This is a genomic window from Pseudovibrio sp. POLY-S9 (assembly GCF_001431305.1).
Lineage (GTDB): Bacteria > Pseudomonadota > Alphaproteobacteria > Rhizobiales > Stappiaceae > Pseudovibrio.
The window spans coordinates 74318-88505 of sequence record NZ_LCWX01000165.1 but is presented as its reverse complement, the minus strand read 5'-3'; the positions used below and the strand labels follow the sequence as shown (position 1 = coordinate 88505).

At 51.4% G+C, this 14188-nt stretch carries 14 protein-coding genes and 1 tRNA gene; 7 read left to right on the top strand and 8 right to left on the bottom strand.

The window, feature by feature from the left end; genetic code table 11:
- Window positions 1-825 carry an ABC transporter permease subunit gene (locus PPL9_RS16085; RefSeq protein ID WP_057463647.1) on the top strand — a complete coding sequence of 275 codons (825 nt, stop codon included), beginning with the start codon at window positions 1-3 and terminating at the stop codon, window positions 823-825.
- Window positions 826-1050: 225 nt separating this feature from the next.
- Window positions 1051-2580 carry a cryptochrome/photolyase family protein gene (locus PPL9_RS16080; protein ID WP_057463646.1) on the top strand — a complete coding sequence of 510 codons (1530 nt, stop codon included), beginning with the start codon at window positions 1051-1053 and terminating at the stop codon, window positions 2578-2580.
- 147 nt (window positions 2581-2727) lie between these two features.
- On the opposite strand, the gene PPL9_RS16075 is transcribed toward PPL9_RS16080, so the two are convergent.
- From PPL9_RS16075 to PPL9_RS32720, 3 genes are all read right to left on the bottom strand, one after another.
- Window positions 2728-3039 carry a hypothetical protein gene (locus PPL9_RS16075; protein WP_057463645.1) on the bottom strand — a complete coding sequence of 104 codons (312 nt, stop codon included), beginning with the start codon at window positions 3037-3039 and terminating at the stop codon, window positions 2728-2730.
- Between the two features lie 245 nt (window positions 3040-3284).
- Window positions 3285-4499: a hypothetical protein gene (locus PPL9_RS16070; RefSeq protein WP_057463644.1), complete on the bottom strand. Its 1215-nt coding sequence runs from the start codon at window positions 4497-4499 to the stop codon at window positions 3285-3287.
- Window positions 4496-4876 (bottom strand): hypothetical protein, encoded by a 381-nt coding sequence (locus tag PPL9_RS32720; RefSeq protein ID WP_152986716.1) that lies wholly within the window; start codon window positions 4874-4876, stop codon window positions 4496-4498. The genes PPL9_RS16070 and PPL9_RS32720 overlap by 4 nt, the downstream gene beginning before the upstream one ends.
- Window positions 4877-5069: 193 nt before the next feature.
- Between PPL9_RS32720 and PPL9_RS16060 the strand changes: the two genes are divergently transcribed.
- From PPL9_RS16060 to PPL9_RS16050, 3 genes are all read left to right on the top strand, one after another.
- Window positions 5070-6077, top strand: a complete 1008-nt coding sequence (locus PPL9_RS16060) for a helix-turn-helix domain-containing protein (protein WP_208989412.1) — start codon at window positions 5070-5072, stop codon at window positions 6075-6077.
- Between the two features lie 83 nt (window positions 6078-6160).
- Entirely contained in the window at window positions 6161-6913 is a 753-nt protein-coding gene (locus tag PPL9_RS16055) for an SDR family NAD(P)-dependent oxidoreductase (protein WP_057463642.1), read from the top strand.
- A complete protein-coding gene (locus PPL9_RS16050; protein WP_057463641.1) occupies window positions 6910-7347 on the top strand; it encodes a nuclear transport factor 2 family protein in 438 nt (145 codons plus the stop codon). Before PPL9_RS16055 ends, PPL9_RS16050 begins: the two co-directional genes overlap by 4 nt.
- A gap of 38 nt (window positions 7348-7385) precedes the next feature.
- On the opposite strand, the gene PPL9_RS16045 is transcribed toward PPL9_RS16050, so the two are convergent.
- The 3 genes from PPL9_RS16045 to PPL9_RS16035 are packed head-to-tail and all read right to left on the bottom strand — an operon-like array spanning window position 7386 to window position 10824.
- Window positions 7386-8630 carry a cyclopropane-fatty-acyl-phospholipid synthase family protein gene (locus PPL9_RS16045; protein WP_057463640.1) on the bottom strand — a complete coding sequence of 415 codons (1245 nt, stop codon included), beginning with the start codon at window positions 8628-8630 and terminating at the stop codon, window positions 7386-7388.
- The gene (locus PPL9_RS16040) at window positions 8627-9487 is read right to left on the bottom strand and encodes a DUF1365 domain-containing protein (protein WP_057463639.1); all 861 of its coding nucleotides are present in this window, start codon (window positions 9485-9487) and stop codon (window positions 8627-8629) included. Before PPL9_RS16040 ends, PPL9_RS16045 begins: the two co-directional genes overlap by 4 nt.
- Window positions 9484-10824 carry an FAD-dependent oxidoreductase gene (locus PPL9_RS16035; RefSeq protein ID WP_057463638.1) on the bottom strand — a complete coding sequence of 447 codons (1341 nt, stop codon included), beginning with the start codon at window positions 10822-10824 and terminating at the stop codon, window positions 9484-9486. Before PPL9_RS16035 ends, PPL9_RS16040 begins: the two co-directional genes overlap by 4 nt.
- Window positions 10825-10970: 146 nt before the next feature.
- Here PPL9_RS16035 and PPL9_RS16030 point away from each other — a divergent pair, with 146 nt between their 5' ends.
- Together PPL9_RS16030 and PPL9_RS16025 are read left to right on the top strand one after the other, a co-directional pair.
- Window positions 10971-11564 carry a sigma-70 family RNA polymerase sigma factor gene (locus PPL9_RS16030; protein ID WP_057463637.1) on the top strand — a complete coding sequence of 198 codons (594 nt, stop codon included), beginning with the start codon at window positions 10971-10973 and terminating at the stop codon, window positions 11562-11564.
- Window positions 11561-12217: a ChrR family anti-sigma-E factor gene (locus PPL9_RS16025; protein ID WP_057463636.1), complete on the top strand. Its 657-nt coding sequence runs from the start codon at window positions 11561-11563 to the stop codon at window positions 12215-12217. The genes PPL9_RS16030 and PPL9_RS16025 overlap by 4 nt, the downstream gene beginning before the upstream one ends.
- A 127-nt stretch (window positions 12218-12344) precedes the next feature.
- On the opposite strand, the gene PPL9_RS16020 is transcribed toward PPL9_RS16025, so the two are convergent.
- Together PPL9_RS16020 and mnmA are read right to left on the bottom strand one after the other, a co-directional pair.
- Window positions 12345-12421, bottom strand: a tRNA-Met gene (locus PPL9_RS16020).
- A 364-nt stretch (window positions 12422-12785) separates the two neighbouring features.
- Complete coding sequence (gene mnmA / locus PPL9_RS16015; RefSeq protein WP_057463635.1) at window positions 12786-13988, bottom strand: tRNA 2-thiouridine(34) synthase MnmA; 1203 nt, start codon at window positions 13986-13988, stop codon at window positions 12786-12788.
- Window positions 13989-14188 lie beyond the last annotated feature (200 nt).

Below are 14188 nucleotides of genomic sequence, written 5' to 3'. Positions count from 1 at the left end.
ATGGTGCAAGCTGCTCTTTCTTCCACTTGGGTGCGCACAGTTACCCGTGTTCTCACCATGAGCCTGCTGGCTTTTGCGATCTTTGGCCCGATCACCAACATGCTTTTGTGGGCTGTCGCGGAAGTTTGGTACTTTCCTTACAAGCTGCCTCTGGAGTATGGCTTTTCCTTCTGGGAACGGGTTTTCCGCCCTGAGGGCAATGCGACTGAGGCCCTGTTCTCCAGCATCTGGATTGCGCTGCTAACTGTGGTGGTCAGTCTGGCGATTGCCATTCCAGCTGGATATGCTCTGGCGCGTGGGAAAATGCCGTTCCGCTATCTCATCATGCTGCTGTTTCTCCTGCCACAGGCCTTTCCGGCGGTCGCTGTGCATATGAATGTTGCGCGCATTTTCTATGGATTGGATCTGACCGGTTCCATTGCAGGTGTTGTGCTGGTTCACGCCAGTCAGGGGCTGGTGTTTGCTGTATGGATTGCGACTGCTGCCTTTGCTGCAGTGGATGCGGAACTGGAAGCTGCTGCGCGTAACATGGGGGCAGGGCGCTGGTGCACGTTTACTGATGTGACATTGCCTCTGGCTTTGCCGGGCGTTATGGCGAGCGCGATCTTTGTGTTCCTTATCTCCATGGACGAGTTCACCGGAACCTACTTTGTTGGTGCGCCAGATGTCGTGACGCTGCCGATGTTGCTGTTTACCTCCAGCATGGAAGGCAACTACCAAATCGCGTCCATCTCCTCCCTGATCCTGCTGGTACCATCCGTCGGCTTCATGCTGTTTATTGAACGGTTTCTGAAAGCGGATGTGCTTGCAAAGGTGGGGAACTGAGGTCGCTTGAGAGACTAGATTGAGAGCGTCAATTGGGATTTGATCATTTGTTGTTTTGATCTCAATCTTGAATGCTTATGCAAGCAGGCAGGGTAACTCTATAGGACGTCGTAAGACGAAGTGCCTCGGGTGGAAGTTTGGCTTAATTGTTGGGTATGGCTTCGTTGTTGCTTGCGCTCTACCTTTTGGGGAGTTTGATGGGCTGCCTTGAGGGGAGAACTGCAGATGCGTTTGCGCCTGGTGCTTGGGGATCAGTTGAGTTTGTCTCTTTCCAGCCTGCGCGATGCCAAGCCGGGTGAAGATGTCATTGTGATGGCCGAGGTGCGTGAGGAAGCGACTTATGTTCGTCATCACAAGAAGAAGATTGCGTTTCTGTTTTCGGCGATGCGCCATTTTGCTGAGGAGTTGAGGTCTCGGGGGCATCGGGTTGTTTATGTAAATTACGATTGTGCTGAAAATACTGGTCGTTTGTTTGGGGAAGTCCTTCGATTAATCAAAAACGACACTGTTTCTGAAGTCATTGTGACAAAGCCCGGTGAATATCGCCTGTTGGATGAGATGGAGAGCTGGCAGGAGCGGTTGGGTGTGCCGGTAGAGCTGCGTGATGATGACCGCTTTCTCTGCTCTGCTGAAGATTTTCAAAAGTGGGCGTCCGGGCGAAAGAGTTTACGGCTGGAGTACTTTTATCGAGAGATGCGACGTGATCATGTCATCTTGATGGAGGGTGACAAACCTCTGGGCGGACAGTGGAATTATGATCATGACAACCGCAAGAAGGCACCAAAGGAGTTGGCTGTTCCAGCTCCTTTTTCTGTAGAGCCAGACGAAATCACAGAGGAAGTTCTGGCGCTTGTTGCGGAGCAGTTTCCTGAGCACTTTGGTGACTTGCAGCCGTTTTCTCTTGCGGTGACGCGTGAGGATGCGCTTAAGGCGCTGGATCAGTTTGTTGCTGAGCGTCTCGGCAGGTTTGGTGATTATCAGGATGCAATGGTTCAGGGCGAACCCTGGATGTTTCATAGTCACATCAGCTTCTACCTCAATTGCGGATTGCTGCTTCCTCTTGAGTGTGTTCGTGCGGCGGAGCGAGCGTATTTTGACGGGACTGCAGCGTTGAACTCTGTTGAGGGTTTCATCCGCCAGATTGTGGGGTGGCGAGAGTTCATTCGTGGGATCTATTGGCTTTCCATGCCTGACTACGCAGGACTAAATTATTTTGAGGCCTCTCGCGATCTACCTGAGTTTTACTGGACCGGTGAGACGCAGATGAATTGTCTTCACCAGTGTATTGTGGAGACAAAAGCGAATGCTTACGCGCATCACATTCAGCGGCTGATGGTGATCGGGAATTTCTCGTTGCTTGCCGGGCTTGCTCCCAAACAAGTGAGTGAATGGTATCTCGCAGTTTATGCAGATGCTTATGAGTGGGTGGAGTTGCCCAATGTGAATGGAATGATCCTGTTTGCGGATGGTGGGTTGTTTGCTTCAAAGCCATATGCAGCCAGTGGTGCTTACATCAACAGAATGTCGAACTACTGTGAGCATTGCTCTTATTCTCACGCAACGAAGACGGGTGAGAAAGCCTGTCCCTTCAACTACCTTTATTGGAATTTTCTGGATCAGAATGAAGAGAAACTCCGAGGCAATCCCAGAGTCTCGATGATCTACCGCAGCTGGGACAAGATGAGTGACAGCAAGAAGAACGAGATCAGAAGTGATAGCCGCCGTTTTCTTGCGCTGTTGGATGCAGTAAAATGAACTTATTGGGAAGGTAGATTTGGGTGTGAATAGCTGAGATTTTATAATCTCAAACAGAAAAAAGGCCTCTCGCGATGAGAGGCCTTTTGTGGCTGGTCACCCATGATGCCAGGACGGTGGGACATCTGGGAGGGACGGTAGTCTCCCTTATGGATTTACAACCACATAAACTGTTGCACCGTTTTCGACGATGGCTTGATAATAGACGCCACCACAGTTGTAGTAAGCGTTGTAAGGTGTGCAGCCTGCGACGTCTTGGCGACGGTTGACACGGCGGGATGTGCGACGGGCGGTCCGGCGAGCTGCATTGCGCTCTGCTGTCTGGGCATTTGCCTCACCGATTTTGAAGGAGATTGGTGAGATGGACTTGGTGCCAGGCTGCGAAGGTCTTGGGTTGTAATCCACTGTGTAACCAACGGAGAGGGCAACTGCTGCGATTGTCAGGGCTTTGATAGACATTTTTCTTCTTCTTTTTATTGGTGGTCGTAAGGTTTTGCTTCGGCTTTCAGGTTTCTTGCCGATGGTCCTTACTGCTCTGACCACTGGGTTGTTTTGAAGAGAACGGATTGCTCAGATTGCCAGTTAGGCTGCTCTCTTCGATGGTACTCCCGAGCGGAACCAGTCCGGATCCTTGAGTTCTTGATCGGTTTACTTTCCGTCTTCGGGAGAAAACTGTTTTCTTTGGGGTTTCTAATCTGATCGCCTTAGTGAGCGGATCCTGCAAGGCCAATTCCGATTGCAAGGCCAAGCCATGCTTTTACTCGAAGGCCGACTGCTTTGATGACGCCGAGGGCTGAGATTACGTGGGCTGTTACACCGCCTGACATGTCGCCTTTCAGGTCTGTTGTATAGGTCTGCACAACACATCCACTGCCTGGGACCAGATACTTCTGGTGTTCCGGGTAGACCAGATCGAGGTGAGCAACGACCTGACCACGTTTGGCGCGTTCTCCTGGTTCCATCAACTTGCCGGATGGTGCCATCTGGCCGGAGGAGATTGACTTCTGAATGCGAGAGATCCGTGCTGGAAGAACCGTGTGGAACATCGCAATGTTAAAGTTACTTTCACAGGCGATCTCAGCTGCCATGCCTTCGTAAAGTTCAGTGCGGGAAACCTGAGAGAAACCAGCAACCACACGAGAACCTTCCTTTTGGGTTCGGTCCGGGATGATCACCATGGCCGGAGCCATTGCTGCCTGTGCTGCTCGGGCTCCAACATGCAGGGTCACTTGCTCAACAACACCATCAACCAGACTGTAAACCCGTGTCTTTTTCAGTTCTATTTCAGCCTGCTCAAGTGTGGACTGGGCACTTGCCAGTTGTGATGGAAGAGTAGAGTGCGCTTGCACTTTTGCAGCTTCCAGTTTTGCTTTCGCTGCTTTCACATCTGCCACACTGGTGTCTCGCTGCGAAATAGCACGTTCCAATCGGGCTCGCTGGAAGGCTGCAGAGTTTTTCATCTTAAGCTCTTCGTGATCCGCCAATGTCATCTCAGCCTGATTCAGACCTGTTTTGGCTGCATCCAGCGCTGCATCTGCAGTTTCCACTTCCAGATGTGCGGTTTTGATAGCGCTTTTGATTTCGTCAATCTTGCGGTTTGCATGATCAACTTTGGCCTTTTCCATTGCACTTTCTGTACTGAACAGTGGGTCGCCAACTTTGACACGGTCGCCACCAGTGACGAAGACTTCTGTGACTGTTCCGCCGTTTTCGGCAACAACAGGAACCGTTTTGAAAGGCACGATGCCAGTGAACGACTTCGGGTAGTAATAGAACACCGCAAAGAAGACGGCGAGAGCCATAAACACCCACAAAACCAAGGCATAATGCACGTTGTAGAGAGTAATCGGCATGCCCTTCCAGCGCAGGTACCATACCCGCAGCACAAAAGGAAAAGAGGTGACAAGAAGCTCAATCATTTGTTTGCCTCCTGCATTTTAGGCGTCCACCACAGCATAAAATCGCGAGCGATCGCTGTAAGGATCAGGGAGGCCGGAAGCAAAATGCTGAAATGAGACAGGGCCGGCATAACTTCATAGGCAAGGGCTACAGTCAGCATCACTGGCACTGTTGTGCGAAGCGGTGTTCCCTTTGCCTTGTGTTCCGCATAGCGGTCAAAGCGGGAATAAAGATGCACAATCAAAAGAAAGGCCAGAAAGAAAACAACAATACTGACAATGGAGTAACTGTCAGATTCTCCTGGTGGAACCCACCAGCGTGGTTCACCACCTGCCGCTGAGGCTTCGGTGGTTAATGCGCCAACTACCATGACGCTTGAAAGGATGATCGACTTCACGGTGAATGTCCTTTGCTTTGATTAGAAAGCTACCGTCCTAGGCAGCACCGTTTGTTGATGTTCGTAAATTAACGTATGAGCAAAGGACGTTCTTTAGAGTTCTGGCCATCGATTTTTGATTTCTGGACATTTGAGAGGCTAATCGACGCAAAAGAATGTTGAAGCGCCCCTCTCAGACAGAGTGGAAGTCAGCATGACACGCATAAGCGCCTACCGATTGCGCCATGCAGCGCAAGTATATGGGCGGGAGCCAAACGCGGCTCTCGGCTTTGACAAGATCCTGGAGGCTGTCGGTGTTTCAGTGGAAGAGCTGAGCAACGCAACAGCCAGAATAGATCTGCAACGAGAAGCCGCTGCGCTGGAAACAGCCTGCGAGGCTTTGGAGGACCCAACCTTCGCGGCTCGCGCTGGCCTCGCATCACCGGGAGCGAAGACACTACTGGCGTATTTGGCTCAGGCCAGTGACAACATCGGACAAGTGTTTCGCTTCGCGCAAAAATACTACGCATTGGAAGACCCGGATCTTCGCTTTGATCTGGATGGCAGTGAAGCTGAGCCCACCATTTGCCTGAGCAGTGACATTCTCAGCGCGCATCAATTCCCAAGACATCGCGAGTTTCTGGTATTTGGCTTGCTCAAGCGCACAGAGCAAATTGCGGGCGATGGCTTTGGAAAGATGTCCGTCATGTTGGAATGTGAGGACACAGAGCACTGCGCGCGTCTTTCTGAGTTGGCAGACTGCGAGGTTGCAGGCGTTCAATCAATCAACGGCGTGAGGTTGCCCACTGGTGGGTTCGAGTTTCAGATCGCGACTTCCGACACAGCTTTGCGAGAGCATTTGCTGAAGCATGGAGAGGAACGACTGAGCCAGTTGCCGCAAAACCGAACCGGCCTGTCTGCCAAAGTCATCAAACTGGTGCGCTCCCGCTTACCCGGCAGCCTGCCGAGCGGTGATGAGGTTGCCAAAGAACTCTGCATGACCCGCCGGACCCTGACGCGCAAACTCTCCGAGGAAGGCACCAACTTCAAGTCTCTGGTGGAATCTGCCCGTTGCGATCTGGCAAAGCGTTTGCTGGTGGGAACAGACAGCATCGCCCAGGTCGCCTTCCTGCTCGACTTCGCCGACCAAGCCGCCTTCTCCGTCGCCTTCAAACGCTGGACCGGCGCCACCCCCGCAGTATTCCGCAAGGCGAAGACGTAATTGGTATTGGAAGTTCGATAGTTAGAAGTGCAAGCGTGATCTGAAAGTTACCTCGCTGCGTAAGAGCAAACAGAGAGGGCGTTATGGCAGAACATGAGAAGCTTGTTTGGATTATTGGAGCGAGTTCCGGCATTGGAGCAAGCCTTGCCCAGTTGTATGCGCGTTCTGGATGGCAGGTTGTTGTCAGTGCGCGAAATGAGCAGAAGCTTCAGGCTGTTGCTCAGGATGCCAGCAATGTTGACGTGATGCCGCTTGATGTGACCGATGCAGTGCAAGTCTCTGAGGCATTGGAGCGTTTTCAGCAGACTGACAAACTGCCTGACCTTACGGTGTATTGCTCAGGCGTGTACTTTCCCGGCGGCATAGATGTGTTGAGTGAAGAGCATTCTGTGGCTTCCATGGATACGAATTACTTTGGTGCTGTACGTGTGATTGCGGGGCTCTTTCCGTTGCTGAAACAGCAAGGTGCAGGTCACATCGCGATCATCAGTTCTTTAAGCGGGTATTGCGGTCTTCCCAACGCTGCCTGTTATGGGCCAACCAAAGCGGCGTTGATCAACCTGTGTGAGAGTCTGAAGCCTGACTTTGACAAGGCTGGGATTGACCTGTCACTTGTGAATCCGGGCTTCGTAAAGACACCCATGACTGACAAGAACACCTTTGAGATGCCGTTTCTTTTGGAACCAGAGCAGGCTGCCAAGGATATCTATAATGGGCTAGAGAAGCGTAAGTTTGAGATTTACTTCCCGTTCCGTCTTGCTGCTATCATGAAGATCCTGCGCTTGTTGCCATACGCTCTCTACTTTCCGGTTACGAGAAGGATGAGTAAACGATGACTGAGAGAGCTGATCTGGAGGCTGCTGCAAAGCTGTATGCGCTTTTCTTTGAAGAGGTTACGCCGGACCGTATCGAAGACGTTCATGAACTCATCAGTGATGATGTGCACTTCATTGATCCGTTTAATGATGTGAAAGGGCGTGCCAACTTCGAAAAGGTCTTTCACAAGATGTATGAGGATGTTCAGGAGCCACGGTTCAAGATACTCGATCTGGCGTGGTCTGGTGGCCTGTGTTTCATGCGTTGGGATTTTACCTGCAAGCAAAAACTGCTTGGCAACTGGGGCGTGCGGGGGGTGACAGAGGTGCACTTTGACAAGGATGCCAAAGTTTGTGCTCACTATGATTACTGGGATGCTTCACGTCATTTCTATCGCAAGCTGCCGGTTATTGGGGCGATGATCAGGTGGATTGCGTCGCGTGCTGCGATCTAAAGGATTGGTTGGGCTTGTTTGGCCCAACTTCATCTTCGTCAAATTGGTTTTCTGATCTGAAACAGGCCAACATTGATGGTTCCCTCAGCAAAGCCAGCCTCACAATATGCCAGATAGTAATGCCACATCCGCTTGAAGCGGCTGTCGTAGCCCAGCTTGGCAATTTCTGGCCAGCTCTGGAAGAACGACTTTCTCCAGCGTACGAGTGTCTGCTCGTAGTCTGCACCAAAGAACTCACGTGTCACGAGTTGCAGTTTTTGTTGCTCAATCTGCCTTGAAAGTTCCTTAGCTGAGGGGAGCAAACCTCCCGGGAAGATGTAGCGCTGAATGAAATCAACGTTCTTGCGGTAACTATGGAACTTTTCGTCAGAGATGAGAATTGCCTGAATTACGGCAGTGCCACCCGGTTTCAGGCGAGACTTCAGCTTTTCAAAATAACCGGCCCAGTTCTCTTCACCCACTGCTTCGATCATCTCGATTGAGACTATGGCGTCGTACTGGCCTTGCGTTTCGCGATAATCGCGCAGTTCGAAGGATGCAGTTCCGTCAGTTTCTTGGGATTGAAGGCGGGATTGAGCAAATCTGAGCTGTTCCTGCGAGAGTGTGATGCCGTGCACATCACGCCCGGCAGTGCAGGCATGTTCAGCAAAACCGCCCCAACCGCAGCCAATCTCCAGAATTTGTTGGTCTGGTTGTGTATCGGTCATCTGCAAGACACGATTATACTTTCTACGCTGGGCGTCTTCGAGTGTTTCGTGCTGTTTTAGCTTGTAAGCAGATGAGTAGGTCATCGTCTCATCGAGCCAGTGGCTGTAAAAGTCATTTCCAAGATCGTAGTGGAACGCGATGTTGCGCTTGCTGCCGTTCAATGTGTTTGCATTTGCCAAATGGCGCAAGCGGGCGAAAGCGCGTGAGAGGATGCCGCGTTTTGTGACGGACTGCATGATGTGTTTGTTGGCCACCAGCAAATCGAACAGGGACCTCAGGTCACTGCATTGCCAGTCTTCTTCCAGATACCCTTCGGCCAATGCGAGAGAGTTACCGGAAAGGAGACGCCATAAAAGGCGAGTGCTTAAAATCTTGACGGTTACGACCGGGCCTTTCCCAGAGGGGGTGCCATAGGAAAGCATTTGATCATTGGGAAGAATGACCCACAAATGACCTTCGGAGAGACGGCGGAGCATACGGTCCAGCAATGTCTTCCAGAGTTTTGAAGAGAGGTTAAGCTCTGTCATTTTTGTGCCGGTCAACGGACTGAGGGAGGAGTGATCTCTAAGTGTCATGGGTGTCTCCCTGAGTTTATTTTGGTCTTTTTGAGTGCTGGAGTTTGCTTGTGCATACTCGTTACGATGGATGCTGGCGGTGATGGTCGCTTGTGAAAGCAAGCGCCTTTGATCCAGAGTTTGAGGGCTTCGAAATGAATGAGCCCCAGGATTTTTGCCGAATTCTGGAAGTACCGAAGGCCGATCTTGAGGAGACGCGTTGTTGTCGCTGCTTTTTGCTTTCCCTGAAAACTGGCGGTCAATACAGGAGCGTTGCCCTGTGTCAGCCGAATGATGAGTGAAACATGGTCTGTTGGCGGGCGCGCCACAAAATGATAATGGCCGGAGACTTCCAGAAACGGTGAAACATGGAAGTTCTTTGGGCAGGAGTGTCGGTAGGCCTGTTGAATGCCTTGATGCTCGGATGGCGTTATTTCAACGGCATAATGGTGCATGTCGCCAAAGGTGTTTCGAACCTGATAGAGAATGGCTTCCAATCTGTTTTTCGAATAGCAGTAGAACACACTGATTGGATTGAAGGCTCCTCCTAAAAATCTAGGGTAGGCGAGGAGCCGTATCTGTTCGGGAATGGCAGTGATGTGCGCTTGTTTCAACACATCCTCTACATAACCGCGCAGGGATGAATGACCTTCTTCCATGTGGTCTGATGGATGGAAGCTGAATAGGTTGAACCGGTCGACGGACAGTAAGTGCGATATCTGGTTCACGTCCTGTAATCGGTCGATGTCGATTGAAAAGGAAACGGCTTTATAGCTGAGTTTGTGTTTGATCTGATCATGACGGCAGTGCACCACATCGCCCAGGTAGATCCTGAGCGGTGCATTTGTAGAGTCCTGCCGTCGTCCTGTCAGGATCATTCCGCAGCCTCCTGACAGCTTCCGTAGGGCCAGTCTTCAGGCAGGCCGATGCGTCCGTTGGGATTATCGCATGTCCATGGGCGTTGGACGTTACCGAGCGCCTCAGCGACGGCCAGGCCAGACTGCAACCCATCCTCATGGAAGCCATAGCCCAGGTAAGCGCCGCAGAACCAAGTGCGCCGTTCCCCCTGAATTTGCCAAAGTTGCCTTTGAGCGGACAGTGCAGTTTGATCGAATACCGGGTGGGAGTATTGGAAGGTGCGCAGTACGGAGCCTTCAGCTGGCTGATGGCTCGGGTTGAGGGTGACAAATACATCCTCAGAGGTGCTCAGTCTTTGAAGGGCATTCATCCAGTACGTCACGCACAGAGCGTTGTTTCCCATTTTATTGCCAATAAAGTTCCACGCGGACCACGTTGCTTTGCGCTTCGGCATAAGAGAAATGTCGCGATGCAGGATGGCGATGTTTCGCTGATACCGGATTGATCCGAGGATCTGGCGTTCTGCGCGAGAGGCATTGCCTTCCGCATTGAGCAGGGCAAGTGCTTGATCTGAGTGACACGCAAACACGACATGATCGTAGGAGGATGCGTGACCGCTTCTTGAGTAAACCGTGATCGATCCGGGTTTGCGCTGGATGTCTGAGATGCCGGCATTCAAAATGACTTTGCCGGAAATCTCTGAGGCGAGTTTTTGAACGTAGTTGCAAGACCCGCCAGAAACTGTGCGCCATTGCGGTCTGTCGCGTACTTGCAAAAGGCCATGATTGTTGCAAAAGCCGATGAACGTGCGGAATGGAAACTGCAACAATTGCTGTGGAGGCATAGACCAAATGGCAGCGCCCATGGGAAGCAGATGCTCATTGATGAAGTTGGCTGAATAGTTGTTTTGAGAGAGATAACAGCCCAGTGTTGCTGACTGGAGTTTTGGATCTTCGGCGTCCTGAGGGGCGTCCTTATAAAAGCGGAGCGTTTCCGATACCATGCGCAGGAAGCTGGGGCGGAAGAGGTTAGATTTTTGAGCGAACAGGCCTTTCAAACCTGAGCCAGAATATTCGCGGGCGCCTTGTTCGAGCGAAACTGCGAAGGACATTTCGGTTGGGTCTGTCTGGATATCCAGATGATTGAAGAGTGCAGTCAGGTTGGGATAGGTTCTTTCGTTATAGACGATGAAACCGGTATCTACAGCGACGTCTTTATCAGCGACTTTTACGTGCTGCGTGTTGGCGTGGCCGCCGAGACGATCATCTTTCTCGTAGACATCTACATCATGACTTTTAGAGAGAAGCCAGGCTGAGGAAAGACCGGAAATTCCACTCCCAATAACTGCAATTTTCATAGCTCACATCCAATCCAAAGTTTCTCTTTTTAGGAGCGTTGATTGGAAATGGATCACCTTAGGCAGGAAAAAGTGATCCAATTGACAAACTGTTTGGTAAAAAGACTATGTGACACAACCCGGCGGTTTGCAGAGCGATGGTTACGATGCAGCTTCAAAATAATGATGGCGAGAGCGAGAACAGCCTGACCTCCGCAGATTTGAGCGCTTTGCTCCAGTCTCTTGGCCAAGAGCGGTCTCGTCAGACATTTCGTCAGCTCTTCGAGTTCTTTGCTCCTCGGCTCAAGACCTACTTTCTCAAAGGTGGAGCAACCTCTGAGCTGTCAGAGGAACTGGTTCAGGAAACCTTTGTGATCGTATGGCGAAAGGCTGAGATGTTTGATAGTCGTAAGGCTTCAGCGTCGACCTGGATTTACACGATCGCTCGTAACCTCCGGATTGATCGTTTTCGTAAAGAGCGGCGGTATCTTTTCAAAGATGATCAGTTTTTTGCCAATGCGCTGGTTGAAGAAGAGACGCAGTTTGATGACCATCACCAATCACAACTCAGCGAACGGGTGAAGAAGGTTCTTCCCCTGTTGCCAGCAGAGCAATCGACCATCATCAAACTGGCGTTTTATGAAGATGCCAGTCATTCAAAAATCGCCCAGTACCTGGAACTGCCGCTTGGGACTGTTAAATCCCGGATGAGATTGGCACTTGGGCGTTTACGGAAACTTTTGGAAGGGGTGGACCTATGATCAACCATCACCTCAGCGATGAAATTGTATGGGCTTATGCAACCGGGTCTTTGCCTGCGGGGCATGCCTTGCTCGTCTCCTGTCATCTGGAGCTTTGCCAAGGATGTAAGGCTCGCTTAGCTGAAGCGGAAGCTCTTGCAGGTGCTATGCTTCAAACGGGCGAGCAGCAAAAACCTTCTGACGACATGTTCGACCTTCTGATGGCTCGGGTTGAGAACGAGCCGACACTTTCAGCGGGTGCCTATCTGGCTGAACCCAAGCCTGAGAAGGGCGTGCCTTCGGCGCTGTGGGATGTGCTTGGGCATGGATACAGTGGCATCAAATGGAAGATGGTTGGCCCGGGGATCCGGCAGTTCATTTTGCCGATTAAATCGAGCGAAGGTGAAAGCGCACGTTTGTTGAAACTGTCTCCGGGGTTTGTCACACCTGAGCATTCGCACCACGGGTCAGAAATGACACTGGTGCTGCAGGGGTCGTTCAGTGATGAGACCGGACGCTATAAGATCGGCGATGTTCAGGAAGCAGACGAGCATGTGCATCACCAGCCCATTGCAGATACAGAAGAAGACTGCATCTGCCTTGCTGTGACCGACGCACCACTCGACTTCAAAGGCTTCTTTCCCAAGCTTCTGCAGCCATTTATTAGGATGTAATAGTATGCGTATGGGACACAATTGACGATTTGAGATAGTCAGTGATGATAAAATTGAGAAGATCAAATTTTCAATAAAAAAGACACCTTGCGGTGCCTTGTCGTCTCAATCTTCTTTTGAAGAGAGATGGTAGCGAGGGAGGGACTTGAACCCCCGACACGCGGATTATGATTCCGCTGCTCTAACCAACTGAGCTACCCCGCCATCCGGTGCGCTATGTTGCGGTGTTGACCGCCGCGCTGTGAAGGGGTGTATAAGGCCCAAGAGGGGTGGCGTCAAGCGTTCTTGGGTAAGTTTTGTGGAAATATGATCTCTTGTGAAAAACTCCATGAAAACCTAGGGTTAATGCCAATTTCGTTGAGCAATAACTGCCAGTTGCAGTTGTCAGGAACAAGAAAATCTCATTTTTTACCAAGTTGGAAATTCCGGAGTGGCTTTTCTGGGATTTGTGGGGCGGTGTCGTATTGAAACTGCGCAAGGCACTGGCTTGAGAAATCAAAATAAAACGCCCCGGTGACGATCAGGTCAGGCGGGGCGTTTTGAATAATTCTGTCAGTTTGGCAATGCGTTAGCCTACAGGAAAGCCTGCTGCTTCCCAGCCTTTTCCGAGTAGTGCTTTGAGGGCAGCTTCTGCGCCTTCCTGCTTTTCAGCACGCTGAATCCAACCGCCGCCGAGAACACGCGCTTCCTGACCGTCTTTGTCGAAGAAGACGCAAGCCTGTCCTGGGGCTACGCCGAATTCGCCTGCTACCAGCTCGACAAAAATGTTTTCGCCGCTCTTGCGCAGAATGGCTTCTGTTGGTGGGCGGGTAGAGCGCACCTTTGCATAAACAGTGATGCCGTCTTCCGGCAGATCGTCCAGCGTACCTGGGCCAATCCAGTTTACTTCGCGCAGCAGCAGGTTGTGGGTTGCTAACGCTTCTTGCGGACCGACAATCACACGTCGCCCATCTGCATCCAGATGAACAACATAGAGAGGGTCACCAGTTGCAACTCCGATACCGCGGCGCTGACCGATGGTGTAATGGATGATGCCGTTGTGTCGGCCAAGAACGCGGCCATCCACATGCACGATATCACCTGGTTCTGCCGCGTGCGGGCGAAGCTTGGCAATAACGTCTGTGTAGCGGCCTTCTGGCACAAAGCAGATGTCCTGACTGTCATGCTTGTCAGCAATTGCCAGTCCAAACTCATGTGCAAGTTCGCGGACTTCTGGTTTGGTCATGCCACCTAATGGGAAGCGTAGGAAATCTAGCTGTTCCTGCGTTGTTGCGAATAGGAAGTAGCTTTGGTCACGGTCCAGATCGACAGGACGGAACATGGCAAGCTGGTTGCCTTCCATGCCTGTCCGGACATAGTGACCTGTGACCAGCACATCAGCGCCCAAGTCCTTCGCCGTTTCCAGAAGGTCTTTGAACTTGACCGTCTGGTTACATGTTACGCATGGAATAGGTGTTTCGCCATTGATATAGCTGTCCGCGAAGCGTTCGATGACCTGCTCTTTAAAGCGGGATTCATAATCCAGAACGTAATGCGGAATGTCGAGTTTTTCTGCGACACGGCGGGCATCGTGGATGTCTTGCCCGGCACAGCAAGCGCCCTTGCGTTGGATTGCTTCGCCATGATCGTAGAGCTGTAGAGTGACGCCGACCACATCATAGCCTTCGCGTTTCATCATTCCGGCAACAACCGATGAATCAACGCCGCCTGACATGGCAACAACCACCCGTGTGTCTTCTGGGCGGCCGGGCAGGCCAAGACTGTTTAGCATTCCAATTACCTCATCCTGTAGGCGCGTTTAAGTGAGAGCCGTATCTATAACATCACGAGCAGATTTCAATCCTGGGAGACATTGAAGTCTGAAGCGCAGATTAGTTTCTTTTGCTTGCTTAGTGCTTGCTGCGCTCTGGCGATGGCTAAACGCGGGCTCTCTTTTTAAACGCTTCGCATGCGTACGCTTCGAGCGTGCTA